This window comes from Exiguobacterium sp. HVEsp1, from assembly GCF_002009685.1.
GTDB lineage: Bacteria > Bacillota > Bacilli > Exiguobacteriales > Exiguobacteriaceae > Exiguobacterium > Exiguobacterium profundum.
Genome location: NZ_KV917367.1, coordinates 1,928,060 through 1,944,767 on the forward strand (window position 1 = coordinate 1,928,060; position 16,708 = coordinate 1,944,767).

Below are 16,708 nucleotides of genomic sequence, written 5' to 3' on the forward strand. Positions count from 1 at the left end.
ATCCGAACCGCACGTCATGTATAAAAAAAGTCCATTCCTCAACAAATAAGGAACGGACAGGATGTTTATACGTGACGAATCACAAAGTACTTTTTCTTACCGCGGCGAATGATGGTGAATTCACCGAGCGTGTCTTCGCGAGTGACGACTTTATCAAGTGCTTGTTCGCGTTCACCGTTCAAGTAAATCGCGCCGTTCGTCACGTCTTCACGTGCCTGACGTTTCGATGGTGAGATGTTCGCCTCGACGAGGAGGTCTACAAGGTTGCGTTCACCGTCAAGTTCGAATTGCGGCATGCCTTTAAACGCATCTTCCATATCTTCCGGTTGAAGCGACGTCAAATCTCCGCTAAAGAACGCTTTCGTGATGCGCTCCGCTTGTTCAAGTCCTGCTTCACCGTGGACAAGCTTTGTCATCTCTTCTGCGAGTCGGCGCTGTGCCACGCGCTTTTCAGGCGCTTCTGTCACTTCGGCTGCAAGTGCCTCAATCTCTTCATGCGACATGAACGTGAAGTATTTGATGAACTTGATGACATCTGCATCGTCGACGTTGATCCAGAACTGGTAGAACTCATATGGCGACGTCTTATCCGCATCTAACCAAACTGCACCGCCCGCTGTCTTCCCGAACTTTTGTCCGTCCGACTTTGTGACGAGTGGCACGGTGAGACCGAACGCTTTTTCAGAGTGACCAAAGCGACGAATCAATTCAAGACCTGCCGTGATGTTCCCCCATTGATCACTTCCACCGACTTGAAGACGACATTTCTCTGTCTCGTATAGTTTCAAGAAGTCGTAAGATTGGAGCAACATGTAAGAGAACTCTGTATACGAGATCCCGTTCTCCATACGTGAATCGACAGAGTCTTTCGCAAGCATGTAACTGATTGGGAAATGCTTCCCAATGTCGCGCAGGAAGTCGATGATTGACATCTCTTCCGTCCATTCGTAGTTGTTGCGAATCGTGATCGGGTTCTCCCCTTCAAGTGGAAGGAATCGGCTCAACTGATCCTTGATGCGATCGGAGAAGAGCTTGACCGTATCCAACGTGTTTAGTGAACGTTCATCCGAACGACCAGACGGGTCACCAATCATCCCTGTCGCCCCACCGACGAGCGCGATGACCTGATGGCCGGCCTGCTGGAAACGTTTTAGCGTCAAGATCGGGAGCAAGTGCCCGATGTGAAGCGAGTCCGCTGTCGGATCAAATCCCGTGTATAACGTCGTCGGTTGCTTGAGTTGTTCTTTTAATCCTTCTTCATCTGTCATTTGGTTGACAAGTCCTCGAAACTCTAAATCGTTTAATAGTTCCATTTGTTCCACTCCTTCGATTGACATAAAAAAACGTCCCTTCTCATATGAGAAGGGACGGAGATTCCGCGGTACCACCCTACTTGTCGCAATTTGCGACCGCTTGAGCGAGAGATAACGGTCTCGAACCGGCCCGAAGGCACGCTCTAAAAGTGTAATTCATCGATTGACATTGGCTAGTTCACAGCAACCACTAGCTTTCTGGACAAGAGGCCCGTCGACTACTTCGCTTTCTTCACAGCGTCATTATCTTGTTGACTATGCTATTCATTTTATAAGCATCGATTTCAACTTGTCAACTCTTACAATGAAACTTGCACGAGACTTCGGTTTCGAGGTAAGGTGTAGGTTGAATTGTGCTATAATCGAATATATTACTGTCTAAAATAGTTTTACACCATATTTAAGGAGGCTGTCATGCTGCAGAAGATTCGAGACTTATGGAATAATCCGACGTCATTGAAAGTACGTCGTTATGCCAATGTTATGTATGATGTGTCGTGGAACGTCCTACTCCTGACCATCATTTCTGTTGTACTCATCGGGTTTTTAGGTGCTGGAATTGGTGTCGGATATTTCGCGTCACTCGTCAAAGATATGCCGACCCCGGCTTATAAAACGATGACTGCGCAAATCAATACGTATACATCGACTTCCAATATTTACTTCGGAAGCGGGGAGCGCATCGGGAACTATACGACCGATGAGGTACGAATCCCGATTCCAGTAGAAAAAGTTTCTCCATACGTCGTCGATGCACTACTTGCGACGGAAGATGTCGAATTCTATGAGCACGATGGCGTCGTTCCAAAAGCGACGTTGCGCGCTATTTTACAAGAAGCAACAGGATCTGAAGATCGCACGGGTGGTTCAACGTTGACGCAACAATTGATTAAAAACCAAATGTTGACGAACGAAGTATCTTTCGAACGGAAAGCAAAAGAAATATTACTCGCCCTTCGTCTAGAGAAAGCGATGGACAAAGATGAAATTTTAAACGCCTATCTGAACGTTGTCTCATTCGGACGTAACTCGATGGGACGTAACATTTCAGGGATTGAGGCCGCCGCTCGCGGTGTGTTCAATACTTCGGCAGAGAAATTGACACTTCCACAAGCCGCTTTCCTTGCCGGTATCCCAAAAAACCCATTCTTCTACACACCTTACTATCAAGGTGGCGTCATCAAAGAGGACGTATCGGGTGCGGTTAACCGAATGAAAACGGTATTGAACCGCATGTACGTTGCAGGAAAGATCACGAAAGAAGAATATGATGCCGCTTATAACTACGACATCACGCAAGACTTCATGCAGACTCAGACGAAGCCTCGCGACAAATATCCGTACGTGGTAGACGAAGCAGAACTTCAAGCACGCCAAATCGTAACGGATTATCTATTGGAGCAAGATGGGATTGAAATCAATGAGTTGAGCTCGGAGGAACAGGACTCTGTCCGTTCGACTTATGCGAAGCGTGCTCATAACATGTTGCGTCAAGGTGGGTTCAACATCCGTTTGACATTGGATAAAGAAATTCACGAAGCGATGCAACAACCGGCTAAAAACGCTGGCAACTTCGGACCGAATCAAACGATTAAAGATGAGAACCGCACACTTCCTGAACAAACCTCTTCTGTCATGATTGAGAATAAGACCGGGAAAGTACTCGGATTCGTCGGAGGTCGCTATATCAATGGCAAGACCGACGATTTGAACCGTGCTTTCTGGGCAGAACGTCAAATCGGATCGACTGCAAAACCGATTCTTGTCTATTCAAATGCGATTGAAGCTGGCATGATTACACCTGCCACTCAAATCATTGACGAGGAGTATTTTTATAAGTTCACGGGTCCCGGACAACCGAAGAAACAAGTTCAAAACGAAGGGAAAACGTATCGCGGTGCTGTCACAGTACGCGATGCGCTCAAGCTCTCCTTGAACGTTCCGGCTGTTAAGATTTATGAAGAACGTAACCAAAAACCTGCTGATACGCAGAAATTAGTCGACATGGGGATTCCGGTATCTGAAGGAAACCGTTATGCTTCAGCGATGGCACTCGGTACCGGGGAAGTCAAGCCAATCGATTTGGCCGCCTCTTATGCGATGCTAGCAAATTACGGTGAACACGTGGAACCGTACTTCATCCAAGAAATCGAATATCAAGGTGAAGTCATTTACGAAGCGAAGCCGAAGAAAACGCGTATTTTCACAGAACGTACCTCTTATCTCGTAGTGGACATGCTCCGTGACGTCTACACGTCAGGTACTGCGACATATGCACAATCATTGCTCAGCGTTCCTGGCGATTGGATGGGTAAAACCGGTACAACGAACGATCAACGTGATTCGTACTTGGTCGGGTCGAACCCGAACGTTACACTCGCAGTTTGGTCAGGTTATGATTCACAACGCCTTTCAATGCTAGATGGTTGGGATTATGGACGTTACTATCAACGGACACAGCGCATCTGGTCGCTAACGATGAATCGTGTCTATGCGGATGACCCAGAAGCTCTAGGTGTCAGCGCCCGCTTCTCACAACCTTCAACCGTCACTTCGAAAGACTTCCAAGACTCAGGTTCGTTCTCTGAGAAGAAGAAAGTAGAAGAGAAAGAAAAAGAAGAGGAAGAGAAGAAGAAAGAAGAAGAGGCCAAGAAAGAGGCCGAAGAAGCAAAGAAAGAAGCTGAGGAGAAGAAACAAGAGGCTGCTGCCGATGCTGCCGCTAAGAAAAAAGCTGAAGAAGAAGCTAAACAAAAAGCAGACGCCGAGGCAAAGAAAAAAGCTGAGGAAGAAGCGAAGAAGAAAGCTGAAGAAGATGCTGAAGAAGCCGAACAACAGGCTGAAGAAGAGGCTGATGCTGATGCTAACGGTGAATAAACAAAGGGTCGACACACGATGTGTCGACCCTTTGTTTATCTTAATCTTCCATCGTCGAGAGGTCACCTGTTTCAAGATTCAATTCCCAAGCCTTCAAGACACGACGCATGATCTTCCCGCTTCGTGTTTTCGGCAACTTGTCCTTGAATTCGATCTCACGTGGTGCTGCATGCGCAGCCAATCCTTCTTTGACGAATTGCTGGATTTCTTGTTTTAACTCATCAGACGGTTCATAACCTTTACGTAGCGCAATGAACGCTTTGATGATTTCACCTCGGACCGGGTCCGGTTTTCCGATGACACCCGCTTCAGCCACAGCCGGATGTTCCACGAGTCGACTTTCCACTTCAAACGGTCCGACCCGTTCTCCTGCTGTCATGATGACGTCGTCGACCCGACCTTGGAACCAGAAATAGCCGTCTTCGTCCATATAAGCAGAATCACCTGACACATACCAATCTCCCCAGAAGTAACTCTCATACTTCGCATCGTTCTTCCAAATCTTCCGCATCATCGACGGCCAAGGCGTCTTGAGTGCCAAGTTCCCCATTCGGTGTGGTGGAAGTGGTTGACCCCGGTCATCCAAAATAGCCGCTTCGCAACCTGGGATCGGTTTCCCCATTGAGCCCGGTTTGATGTCCATCGTCGGATAGTTACAAATCATCATCGCACCGGTCTCTGTCATCCACCACGTATCATGGATTCGAAGATCAAATGCTTCGTGTCCCCAACGAATGACTTCTGGATTTAGCGGCTCACCGACGGATAAAATATGACGAAGTGAAGACAAATCATACTTCTCAAACGCTTCGTCGCCAGCGCCCATGAGCATGCGGAACGCCGTCGGGGCACTATACCAAACTGTCACGCCAAACCGTTCAATGACCGAATACCAAAATTCAGGATTGAAGCGTCCACCAACGATGACGTTTGTCGCACCATTTAAGAAAGGCGCAAAAATACCGTAGCTCGTCCCCGTCACCCATCCCGGGTCAGCCGTGCACCAGTAAATATCATCCGGTTGAAGATCGAGTACCCATTTGCCGGTCATCATATGTTGAATCATCGCATTATGGACGTGGAGAACCCCTTTTGGTTTTCCTGTTGAGCCCGATGTATAGTGTAAAATCAGACCGTCTTCACGGTCGACCCACGTCAATTCGAGATCTGTCGTCGCATCGTTCGCCAGTTTATGATAATCGAGCACCTTTTCCGACTCTTCGACATCGTCCCCAACGAGTAGAATGGTCTCTAAATGAGGCAACTGATCGACCGGAATGCGCGGCAACAGTTCTTTCGTCGTCACAATCACTTTCGCTTCCGAGTCGAGCAAACGGTCGTGAACCGCCTGTTCCATGAACGCCTCAAAGAGAGGACCGACGATGGCCCCTCGTTTGATTGCACCGAGCAAAATAAAATAAAGTTCTGGCTGACGTGGCATAAAGATAAAGACGCGGTCGCCTTTCTCCACACCAATCGACTTCAGAACATTACCAGAACGATTACTTTCTTTCTTCATATCCGCATACGTGTACCGCTCTTCTCGATCCCCATCGAAATAAAGCAGTGCCACTTTTGTCGCCAATTCACTTTCCGCATGGCGATCGATGGCTTCATATGCCAAATTGACTTTCCCCGTCAAATTCCATGAAAACAATGCTTCTGCTTGTGTCCATTCAAACGACTGACAAGCCTCTTCATACGACGCTAATTGATGTTCCCCTGTTAACGCTTTCAATTTTTCCATCGCTAAAGATTCGCCTCCCCTGTAAAGATTGGTATAACCACTTTCAGTATAGTGTTAAAATTATGACAAATCAATGAATTTCCAATTTCATCAAAACAGGATGATTCCAGCTTGATGAAAGCGCTATAATAAGAGATGGAAAAGGTGGTGACCCTATGGAAAAACAATATCATTCAAAAGTGTGGCAGACCTCACAAGGTGACGTCACGATTGATGGTCCGGTGGCGCCTGACGTGTTACGGACGTATCGTCTTGATGAAGGATTGACAGCTTTTCGTGAACCGGAAGATCAGCACGAAGCACTCGTCGATATTGCTGGGTTAAAAGAAGGAAGAATCATCGTCGCCAGGCAAGACGATCTCGTGATTGGATACGTGACTTTCCTCTATCCTGACCCGTATGAGCGTTGGAGTGAAGGAAACGACCCATACATCCTTGAACTCGGGGCAATCGAGGTGAGTCCTCGCTTCCGTGGTCAACGAATCGGGAAACAATTACTCGAAGTATCGATGATGGACCCACATATGGATGACTTTTTGATTTTGACGACCGAATATTATTGGCACTGGGATTTGAAAGGTAGTGGACTCTCGATTTGGGATTATCGAAAAGTCATGGAGAAGATGATGAATCACGGTGGACTTGTTTTCTTCCCGACAGACGATCCTGAGATTGCCTCCCATCCTGCCAACTGTTTGATGGCTCGTATCGGAAAAAATGTACGACAAGAATCAATCGACCATTTTGATTCACTTCGTCTTCGCCGACGATTTATGTACGACTAAGGAGGGATTTCATGTTAATCGAACAGATGATGAATCGACATGTCGTGACGATTCAACCGACCAATACGATTGCCCATGCCGCAAAATTAATGCGTGAACATCGTGTCCGACATTTGATTGTGACAAATCCCGCTCGACAAGTCGTCGGGATTGTCGGCCAATTCGAGATGAGTGGTGCGACGAGCGTCTTTCATCCCGAAAGTGAAAACGCAGACTTTCAAAACCCTGTATCGAGCATCATGCGATCCGAGGTACCGACAGCGCATCCATTCGATTTCTTTGAAGATGCAGCTGCCTTGTTTTACGAAAACCGGCTAACCTGTCTCCCCATCGTCGAACAAGGGAAACTCGTCGGTGTATTGACAGAGACCGATTTATTACGTTACTTCGTCCAATTGACCGGCGCACTCGAACCAAGTTCGCAAATCGAGATCCTTGTCGAAAATACGACCGGTACACTTGAAAAAGTGACCCGACTCCTCGCCAAAACAAACGTCAATATCATCAACGTCTTCGTTCATCCGACGAGCGATCCGTATAAACGTATCATCTCTTTCCGCGTCCAGACGATGAACCCGCTCCGAATCATCGAACGGTTGAAACGTGAAGGCTATGATGTCCTCGGTCCGGAGATGTCGCGATGAGACCGATTTACATATTTGGCGAAGACGAGACGTCTTATCGCTTTCATGAGGATCACCCGTTCAATCCGTTACGACTGGAATTAACGACATCGCTATTGATTGCAGCCGGAAAACTGTCCAAATCGGAATGTGTATCTCCGCCACTCGCTTCGGTTGAAGCGTTAGCGCTCGTTCATGACTTTGACTACATCGAAGCCGTACAAGCTGCGGGGGCAGGAGAACTTTCCACGCTGAAAGCGAATAAGTTTGGTCTCGGTACGGAAGACACCCCTATCTTTCCGACGATACACGAGGGAGCCGCACGGCTTGTCGGTGGGACGATTCATGCGCTCGATCTAGTTGCGAGCGGCAAAGCAGAGCGCGCCTTCCATGTTGGGGGCGGTCTACATCATGGAATGCGGCGCAAAGCATCAGGATTTTGCGTCTATAACGATGCGGCCGTCGCCATCGCACATGTGAGAAAACAATACGGGTCGCGCGTTCTCTATGTAGATACGGATGCGCATCATGGGGACGGGGTCCAATGGCTCTTCTATGACGATGATGATGTGATGACTTTATCCATACACGAGACAGGTCGCTATCTCTTCCCGGGTACCGGAATGGTGACAGAACGAGGTAATGGGAAAGGATACGGCTACAGTTGGAACGTACCGGTCGATGCGTTCACCCAAGATGACTCATTTTTGACTTGCTATGAGACCGTTTTACGTGAAGCGTGCGAATGGTTCAAACCTGATATCATCCTGACTCAGAATGGTGCGGATGCCCATGTCTTTGATCCACTCACCCATCTCGCATCAACGATACGGACGTTCGAACAAATCCCGCAGATTGCCTCACGCCTGGCCGATGAATATACAGACGGCCGTCTCGTCGCACTTGGTGGCGGCGGCTATGACTGGTATCGAGCCGTTCCTCGCGCCTGGGCACAAGTGTGGGCCGGTCTGACGAGAGAGACACCCTATGCCGGAGATATCCCGACCGAGTGGATTGAGCAATGGTCCGATGTCGCTGGTCAACCGTTACCCACTCGGTGGGACGACTCTCTTTACGCGTTTGATCATATCCCGCGGCGTCAACAAATTGAAGAAAAGAATTGGGAAGTCACGAAGCGTGCCTTTTGGCCGTTCATCTCGAATGATCGAAAATCGATTTATTTATAAATAAAGCTGCCCGTTCATCTCAAAAATGGATGAACGGGCAGCTTTTCTTTTAGTCCTGACGAAGCGAGTCACGGCGTTCGATTCGGTGAGGAAGCACGACGTTTTTCTCTTCGATTTCTTCCGCGTTCAAAATCTTAGTCAAGAGACGCATCGCGACGGCTCCGATATCGTACATCGGTTGAACGACCGTCGTCAACTTCGGACGAATCATCGTCGCGAGACGCGTGTTATCGTGACCGACGACTTCAAAGTCGTTTGGAACCGAGTAACCTGCATCTTGGATCGCGTGGATGACACCGAGTGCCATCTCATCCGTCCCCGCAAAGATGGCTTTCGGGCAATCATCTCGCTGCAACATTTTTTGCATCGCCTCGAGACCAGACGCATACGTATAATTTCCAAGAATCATATCGTTATCATGGAATGGAAGACCTGCATCTTCAAGCGCGCGACGGTATCCAGCGAATTTCTTCTCGCCATTGATTTGTTGTTCGAGCGGTCCAGTGATAAATCCAACACGATCATGTCCGTGGTTGATCAACATCTGAGTCGCGTCATATGCGGCTTGTTCATAATCGATGTTGACGGCAGGGAGATCATATCCTTGGTTCAACGTCGCTGCGAGAACGATTGGAACCGGTGATTTTTTGAACTCTTCGACGAGGTCTTCATGCAAACGTCCACCCATGAAGATGATGCCGTCCACTTGCTTCCCTAACAACGTATTGAGTAAATGCACTTCCTTGTCACGACTCGAATCCGAGTTACCAAGGATGATGTTGTATTTGTACATCGTCGCCACGTCTTCAATGCCTCGTGCCAAATCAGCAAAGAAGATGTTCGAGATATCCGGTACGATGACACCGACCGTTGTCGTTTTTTTACTCGCAAGTCCACGCGCGACGGCGTTCGGACGATAACCAAGACGGTCAATCGCATCCTGTACTTTCTTGCGTGTTGTCGGTTTGACGTTCGGGTTTCCGTTGACGACACGAGAAACGGTTGCCATTGACACCCCGGCTTCTCGTGCGACATCGTAAATCGTTACGTTGTTACTATTCATAAACTACTCCTCCTACAAGTCCTGATTTTCAAAAAGTTTTCATAAAACATCTTAAAAAAGGAAGACAGGTATCTGTCATCCATTTACCCTGTCTTCATGCGATATAAAACGTTTCCATTTGGAAAGCTTACTTTTTCACCAAATCAAGTCGGGGAAACTGGACGGTGAGTCCTTCCACAAATTGATCGAATTGATCGAAGTCCAATTGTTGTTGCGCATCCGATAATGCAATGGCAGGATTCGGGTGCACTTCTACCATCACACCGTCAGCTCCGATGGCAAGGGCCGCTTTTGCAGCCGGTAACAACAAGTCACGACGACCCGTCGAATGCGTGACGTCTACCATGACAGGTAGATGCGTCTCTTGCTTCAAAATCGGCACAGCCGTGATGTCCAACGTATTACGTGTTGCTCGTTCATACGTTCGAATTCCCCGCTCGCATAAGATGACTTGGCTGTTCCCGCTCGCCATAATGTACTCTGCCGCATAAATGAACTCTTCGATTGTAGCGGATAATCCGCGCTTCAACAAGACCGGTTTGTCTGTCTTCCCGACTTCTTTTAACAAATCGAAGTTCTGCATGTTGCGAGCCCCGACCTGAATGATATCGACATATGGTAACGCCGATTCCACTGCGCCGGGAGTCATGATTTCCGTGATGACTCGTAGGTCGTGTCGGTCAGCTGCTGTCTTCAACAGCTTCAATCCTTCAAAGCCTAAGCCTTGGAAATCGTAAGGAGACGTACGCGGTTTATAAGCACCACCTCGCATCACTTTAACTCCCGATAATGCAAGTTTTTCTGCGACCGCATTCACTTGTTCAAACGATTCAACGGCACACGGTCCCGCAATCAATTGTGGACGCCCGTTTCCGATCGTCACGTCCTTCACGTGGACCAACGTGTCTTCCGGTTGACGCTTCCGCGAAACGAGAAGCGTTTTATCACGGTCTTCCCCTTGTAATTCAGCAGACGCTTTAAAGACTTCTTTAAAGATATGTTGAAGACGTGACGTTTCAAACGGTCCTTGATTTGAAGCGGCGATAAAATCGAGCATCTCGCGCTCGCGGACGGGATCATAACGTTCGACGCCTTGAAGACGTTTGATTTTTCCAATTTCGACGGCAAGTGTACCACGCCGACTTAGCAAGTCGAGCATTTCATGGTTCAATTCATCCATTTCTCGACGTAATCGATTCAATTGATCTTGTGGACTCATAGTTTCCCTCACATTCTTAAGCCGTTCTTTCCAGATTCCTAATTATATCGAACTTTGTGCGCTTTGTCATAAGGAAACCTTCTACGTCACAAAATCACCAAAAAAGGACCGAATGCATTCGGCCCTTACATGTCATTCATTTTTTTTAAGGTCCTTCTTCAAATCATTGAGTTCTTCTTTCGATTCCTCATCAAGCAACTCATTGACAGGTGCTTCGAGCGAATCGTTTGATTCAGAATCCGATGCGTTCGATGGATTTGCCTCTTCTTCAGCCGCACGGTCCATCTGTTCTTTCACTTCCGATTCCGCTTCCGCGACGAGCTGATCCGCTTTCTCCATCGCCTCTTCAATCGAGAGTTCGTCCTCATCGATCTGTTGCTTTAATTCTGCTGCCTCACGCGCCTTATCTTTTACGATATTGAGGACAGGTGCCGCCTTATCGCTCGCCACTTTAATCCATTCCCCAACGACCGGTTCTGCTTTCTCACGCATTTCTTTCGATTTGACAGTCAGACGTTCTCGCGATGTTGACGTCTTCTCGTCAAGGTACGTTCGAACTTCACGTCCGTTTTTCGGTGATGTTAAGAGGGCAACCGCTGCTCCGACAATCCCTCCGAGGATGACACCCGTCAAAAATCCGCTACTTGATTGATTCTGTTCTGTTAATTGCTTTTGGTCTGTCATGTGTGAGTTCCTCCCCGAAATTTAGTTATTTGATTGTATCGTCCGTTTGAATCAAATCAGGTGATACAGGTGTTTCTGCTTTCTTTTCACGTCGTGTACGGCGACGTGGACGTTCTTTTGAAGCAGATGCTTCCGGCTTGTTCTTCTTGAACAATTCGACCGCAACCGATCCCCATCGGACGGCTTGCGCAATCTGTTCTTTGTTTTCGTCTGCTGCCGAGTGGACAGATGTCGAGACGGTACGAACAGACTCGGTCACCTCGTTCAATGATGTCCCTAACTCATCAAGCGCATGAGCGACGGGTGCGAGCAATTCTGTTTTTTCTTCGACGTTGTCCACGAGACGGTTCGTCTTATGTAAGAGCGCCGTCACTTCCATTGTGATTCCATCGAGCTGGCGTTCTAAATTTTCGGTCGTGTTGGCGACGCTTCCGAGTGTACGGTTTACATTCGACAATACACGCGCCAAGAAGATGACGAGTACGACAAACGCGAGCGCCGCAATCAGGCCAGCGATGCCTCCTAATGTGATCTCCATTCAATCCATTCCTCCTATTCAATCGTTTCTTGTTTCATTATAGCACCATTATGACTGAAAAGATTTGCTACAACCGTTTTCGCCATTGGGTCTGATTATTCCTTTACCCGTTTTTATGTTTTCGATTACACTAAAATAGAAATTCATAAAAATAATTAGGGGTGATCGTGTGAGAGATCCAAGAATTACACAGTTAGCAGACGGTTTAATCAATTATTCCGTCAAGCTACAACCGGGGGAAAAGGTACTGATTGAGAACTTTGGCGTCGAGGAGTCGCTCGTTGAGGCACTCGTCGAAAAAGCATATGAGGCAGGCGGACACCCATTCGTCTTGTTGAAAGAGAGCCGTATCTTACGTAAGTTATATACGGGCGCAAGCCGAGAGCAACTCGAACTCATGGCCGACATCGAGCGTAAACAGATGCAGGCAATGGATGCCTATATCGGCTTACGTGCTGGTGATAACATCAACGAACTCTCTGACGTGCCGAGTGAGCAACAAAAACTCGTCGGTGCCACTCTTGGGAAAATGCATACCGAAGACCGGGTCAAAGGAACTAAATGGGTCGTCCTTCGTTATCCATCTCCATCGATGGCGCAACTTGCTGGAAAATCGACAGAAGCGTTCGAAGACTTCTACTTCAATGTATGTACGCTCGATTACGGAAAGATGGACCGCGCAATGGACGGATTGGTCGAATTGATGAACAAGACGGACCGTGTCACGTTGAAAGGACCAGGAACGGACCTCTCGTTCTCCATAAAAGATATTCCGGCAATCAAGTGCTCGGGTCAAATGAACATTCCAGATGGTGAAGTGTTCACAGCACCGGTAAAAGACTCGGTCAATGGCGTGATCACGTACAATACGCCATCTCCATACCAAGGATTCACATTCGAGAATGTGAAGTTGACGTTCAAAGACGGGAAGATTGTAGATGCGACGGCTAATGATACAGAACGAATCAATGAAGTGTTCAACACAGATGAAGGAGCCCGTTACGTCGGTGAGTTCGCAATCGGTGTGAACCCATACATTCAACATCCGATGAAAGATATCCTCTTCGATGAGAAAATTGACGGCAGCTTCCACTTCACGCCAGGTCAAGCGTATGATGAAGCCTATAACGGCAACAACTCATCTGTCCATTGGGATCTTGTCAACATCCAGCGCCCGGATTACGGTGGCGGCGAAATTTGGTTCGACGATGTACTCATCCGAAAAGACGGACGTTTCGTCATCGATGCCTTGCTTCCGCTTAATCCAGAAAACTTGAAATAACATAAAAATGGTGCGCCTGACAAAGGCGCACCATTTTTATGTTTATAATTTTGTTTTCTTCCCGAGGGCTGCAGACATCATCCAAATTTCTTTTTCGAGTCGTTCGATATGAGAGACGAATGTATCTTCAATCGCCTCATCGCCATCCTCAAATTTCTCCATCGCATCTTGCATCTCTTGACGGATTTGTTTGAAGTCACTGATGATGTCTTTAATCATCTGATCTGTCTCGGCATGACGATCGCCTTCTTTTAACGTCGAATGTTCAAGATACTCTTTCATCGTCGCAAACGGTTCGCCGTCATTCATTAGTAGGCGTTCTGCCACGTCATCATAAAGTTCTGCCACTAGATTATAGAGCTCTTCTAGTTTTTCATGGTACGTGAAGAAGTGCGGTCCACTGATATACCAGTGATAATTATGAAGTTTCACAAACAGTAATCCATAGTTCGCTACTTCTTTGTTCAATGTGTTGAGCGCAACTTGACTAGCCATTCCTAACATCTCCTTTGTCATATTCATCGATACTACTATTACCGAGATTTTGGATGGCTAAACATTAAAAAGAGAGACTTTCGTCTCCCTTCACACTTATGCTTCAAGTTTTACAACTTCTTCATATTCGCGCTGATACGTTTGAATATCACCGGCACCCATGAATAAGAGCACGGCATCGGCATGGTTGCGTAACACGCCTGTACCACCACGTTTTAAAATATGCGCGCCTTCGATTCGTGATTGGAGGTCTTCGATCGTGACCGTTCCTTCCTGCTCACGTGCTGAACCGAAAATATCACATAAATAGACAGTGTCTGCTTCGGCCAATGCCGTCGCAAAATCATCCATGAATGATTTCAAGCGTGTATACGTGTGTGGTTGGAAAATCGCAACGACTTCTCGATTGCCATACTTTTTCCGAGCCGCTTCGACCGTTGCACTGATTTCCCGCGGATGATGCGCGTAGTCATCGACAAGCACTTGGTCGTTTAACGTCGATTCACTGAATCGGCGTTTTACACCATTGAACGTCTCAAGACGTTCTTTCACCAATTCTTTCGGCAAGTTCTCGTAGTCGCATGTCGCAATGACAGCGAGCGCGTTCAACACGCTGTGGTCTCCATATCCAGGAATTCGGAACGTTCCGTAGAAGTCATCACGCAAAAAGACATCAAATGTCGTTCCATTTTCTGTCGATGTGACCTGTTCAGCACGGAAATCATTGTGCGCCCCGAAACCATAATAGACGAGCGGCACGTTGGCTTGAATCTGTTGAAGATTTTCGTCATCGCCACAAGCAATGATTCCTTTCTTCACTTGTTTCGCCATTTCTTGGAAAGCGTCAATGACGTCATCAAGTCCAGAGAAATAGTCCGAATGGTCAAAGTCGATATTCGTCATAATCGCGTAGTCTGGACGGTAGTATAAGAAATGACGCTTGTACTCACAAGCTTCGAAGACGAAGTTTTTCGAATCCGCCACTCCTTCTCCCGTGCCATCGCCGATTAAGAACGATGTCGGTTCGATTCCACGCATGACGTGTGCAAGCAATCCCGTCGTTGACGTCTTCCCGTGTGACCCAGTGATGGCGACACTCGTGTAATGGTTCGCGAGTTCACCTAAAAACTCGTAATACTTATAAATCGTCAATCCGAGTTCACGTGCACGCACGATTTCTGGATGATCATCACTGAACGCGTTTCCTTGCACAACGATTTGGTCTTCCGAAATATTTTCAGGATCGAATGGCAAAATTTCAATCCCTTTACGGTTCAATGCTTCTTCTGTAAAAAATGCTTTTTCAACGTCCGATCCACGGACCTCATTGTTCATATCAAATAAAATTTGAGCTAAAGGACTCATGCCCGTTCCTTTAATTCCGACGAAGTGATAACGGTTCATCTGTAAATAGCCCCCCTAATTCATTGCGGCTCGTCAAAATGCGACAAACCTTTGTCATTATAGCAAAACTCACAGAGTCGTGCTATTACAGATTATTGTTTTTTTGCGCAAGTCGTCGGCTGCGGTACATCGCCATGCGATCTTTTGGCGTCATCATCACATTTACAGGCGGTTGATCCGCTTTAAATGATACTTGAACCGCTGATGTCAAATCTGTGGCAGATGGCACTTCTTGCTGTTCAGATGGTGTTTGTAATCTTTCTGCAATCTGCTCAAGCGACGAACCGATTTGTTCCGCCGATTCGTCAATATCTAGGTCAGTATGAGGAGTGGCATCTTGATGAGCCTCTACGACCGTCTCCTTTTTTGAACGGGATAAATCCGTTGATTGCATAAAAACAGATGAAAAGCCATTATCTAGAATCGAAACTTCACCAAGAATCGGTTTTTCTTCCATTTCCATTTCCTCGGAAATCAGCTCGTTGGACTCTTTGCTCCATTCAGGTTCAGAGACGGGTTCAGTAGATGACTCTTGGATTGGCTCTTCCGTCGTAGAATGAGTAGATGCCATCTTTGAATCATACGCATTTCTCGTTTCAGGAGAGTGTTCGACCGGAAGGACAATCTTTGGTTTCGGACGAGCATATCCATAAATCGGCGACGGGACGTCTGACGGAATAAATTCCTCGGTTACCTCTACCTTTGGCGGAGGGGAACCTTTTTGTCCTTCTTTCGACAGTTCTCGTTTGATTCGCTCTGCTTGTTGCTTCAGTGAACGTTCATATGCATCCATACTTGATTCCTCGCTTTTTCACTCAATCCATATTTAACAAAAAATCGGTCGAATTTAGCGACCGATTTTAAATGCTGTACCTACTTCATATTCGTCATCTAATACTAAAATCCCTTTTTCTTGCGGGGCGTTCGGAAGGTTTAATTCACGGGCAGAACAAATCATCCCGTGTGAACTTTCACCACGGAGTGCAGACGGACGGATAATCAAACCAGTCGGCATCACCGCACCCGGTTTTGCGACAACGACTTTTTGCCCTGTTGCCACATTCGGTGCGCCACATACTATTTGAACAGTCCCTTGGTCGATTTGAACTTGACAGATTGACAGTTTGTCAGCGTCCGGGTGTTTTACTGCGCTTTCAACATACCCGACGACAAACTTCGGCGTCACGTCAACCCATGAAAAGTCCTCTTCAATCCCGTTATCATTTAAGATAGATTGCAACTGTTCCACTAATTCGACTGTCAACTCAACAGGACCATTCCATCCTGTCACATCAACATGTTGACTTGCTTGAAACAGGTTGTACCCGTTCACTTTTCCGTCTGCCGACTTGACGATTGCCACGTCTCCCGTCCGCTCGACAGATTGATGATGTCGTTCTCCTTCTTTTAACAACACCATGAGTACATCACCGATTCCTTCTCGGTTATAAAACACATTCATTTGCATACGTTCCTACGTCCCTTCTTTCAAAC

General features: G+C 47.2%; 15 protein-coding genes and 1 other annotated feature. Of the genes, 5 read left to right on the forward strand and 10 right to left on the reverse strand.

What is annotated here, in order from left to right; all coding sequences use genetic code 11:
• Positions 1–65: 65 nt before the first annotated feature.
• A complete protein-coding gene (gene tyrS, locus BV910_RS09920) occupies positions 66–1,313 on the reverse strand; it encodes a tyrosine--tRNA ligase (protein ID WP_078147201.1) in 1,248 nt (415 codons plus the stop codon).
• Between the two features lie 47 nt (positions 1,314–1,360).
• Positions 1,361–1,558: a binding site (T-box leader), on the reverse strand.
• A gap of 169 nt (positions 1,559–1,727) precedes the next feature.
• Here tyrS and BV910_RS09925 point away from each other — a divergent pair.
• Complete coding sequence (locus BV910_RS09925) at positions 1,728–4,187, forward strand: transglycosylase domain-containing protein (protein WP_078147202.1); 2,460 nt, start codon at positions 1,728–1,730, stop codon at positions 4,185–4,187.
• A 40-nt stretch (positions 4,188–4,227) separates the two neighbouring features.
• On the opposite strand, the gene acsA is transcribed toward BV910_RS09925, so the two are convergent.
• Complete coding sequence (gene acsA, locus BV910_RS09930) at positions 4,228–5,934, reverse strand: acetate--CoA ligase (protein ID WP_078147203.1); 1,707 nt, start codon at positions 5,932–5,934, stop codon at positions 4,228–4,230.
• Positions 5,935–6,089: 155 nt separating this feature from the next.
• On the opposite strand from acsA, the gene BV910_RS09935 reads away from it, so the two are divergent.
• From BV910_RS09935 to BV910_RS09945, 3 genes are read left to right on the forward strand one after another with little or no spacing between them, the layout of a single operon-like run.
• Positions 6,090–6,719: a GNAT family N-acetyltransferase gene (locus tag BV910_RS09935; RefSeq protein WP_078147204.1), complete on the forward strand. Its 630-nt coding sequence runs from the start codon at positions 6,090–6,092 to the stop codon at positions 6,717–6,719.
• A gap of 11 nt (positions 6,720–6,730) precedes the next feature.
• Positions 6,731–7,363, forward strand: coding sequence for an acetoin utilization AcuB family protein (locus BV910_RS09940; protein WP_012726747.1), 633 nt, complete (start codon positions 6,731–6,733; stop codon positions 7,361–7,363).
• Complete coding sequence (locus tag BV910_RS09945) at positions 7,360–8,529, forward strand: acetoin utilization protein AcuC (protein ID WP_078147205.1); 1,170 nt, start codon at positions 7,360–7,362, stop codon at positions 8,527–8,529. The genes BV910_RS09940 and BV910_RS09945 overlap by 4 nt, the downstream gene beginning before the upstream one ends.
• A 49-nt stretch (positions 8,530–8,578) precedes the next feature.
• On the opposite strand, the gene ccpA is transcribed toward BV910_RS09945, so the two are convergent.
• The 4 genes from ccpA to BV910_RS09965 form a co-directional block, all read right to left on the reverse strand.
• Entirely contained in the window at positions 8,579–9,592 is a 1,014-nt protein-coding gene (ccpA, locus tag BV910_RS09950) for a catabolite control protein A (protein WP_074033452.1), read from the reverse strand.
• Positions 9,593–9,719: 127 nt separating this feature from the next.
• The gene (locus BV910_RS09955; RefSeq protein ID WP_078147206.1) at positions 9,720–10,811 is read right to left on the reverse strand and encodes a bifunctional 3-deoxy-7-phosphoheptulonate synthase/chorismate mutase; all 1,092 of its coding nucleotides are present in this window, start codon (positions 10,809–10,811) and stop codon (positions 9,720–9,722) included.
• Between the two features lie 132 nt (positions 10,812–10,943).
• Positions 10,944–11,495: a YtxH domain-containing protein gene (locus tag BV910_RS09960; protein WP_078147207.1), complete on the reverse strand. Its 552-nt coding sequence runs from the start codon at positions 11,493–11,495 to the stop codon at positions 10,944–10,946.
• Positions 11,496–11,520: 25 nt separating this feature from the next.
• Positions 11,521–12,033: a DUF948 domain-containing protein gene (locus BV910_RS09965; RefSeq protein ID WP_012726752.1), complete on the reverse strand. Its 513-nt coding sequence runs from the start codon at positions 12,031–12,033 to the stop codon at positions 11,521–11,523.
• A 169-nt stretch (positions 12,034–12,202) separates the two neighbouring features.
• Here BV910_RS09965 and BV910_RS09970 point away from each other — a divergent pair, with 169 nt between their 5' ends.
• Positions 12,203–13,315, forward strand: a complete 1,113-nt coding sequence (locus BV910_RS09970) for an aminopeptidase (protein WP_012726753.1) — start codon at positions 12,203–12,205, stop codon at positions 13,313–13,315.
• Between the two features lie 42 nt (positions 13,316–13,357).
• On the opposite strand, the gene BV910_RS09975 is transcribed toward BV910_RS09970, so the two are convergent.
• The 4 genes from BV910_RS09975 to ytpR form a co-directional block, all read right to left on the reverse strand.
• Entirely contained in the window at positions 13,358–13,810 is a 453-nt protein-coding gene (locus BV910_RS09975; RefSeq protein WP_012726754.1) for a Dps family protein, read from the reverse strand.
• A 96-nt stretch (positions 13,811–13,906) separates the two neighbouring features.
• Positions 13,907–15,214 carry a UDP-N-acetylmuramate--L-alanine ligase gene (murC, locus tag BV910_RS09980; RefSeq protein WP_012726755.1) on the reverse strand — a complete coding sequence of 436 codons (1,308 nt, stop codon included), beginning with the start codon at positions 15,212–15,214 and terminating at the stop codon, positions 13,907–13,909.
• A gap of 85 nt (positions 15,215–15,299) precedes the next feature.
• Positions 15,300–16,007, reverse strand: a complete 708-nt coding sequence (locus BV910_RS09985; RefSeq protein WP_078147208.1) for a hypothetical protein — start codon at positions 16,005–16,007, stop codon at positions 15,300–15,302.
• Positions 16,008–16,061: 54 nt separating this feature from the next.
• The gene (gene ytpR / locus BV910_RS09990; RefSeq protein ID WP_078147943.1) at positions 16,062–16,676 is read right to left on the reverse strand and encodes a YtpR family tRNA-binding protein; all 615 of its coding nucleotides are present in this window, start codon (positions 16,674–16,676) and stop codon (positions 16,062–16,064) included.
• Positions 16,677–16,708: the final 32 nt, after the last annotated feature.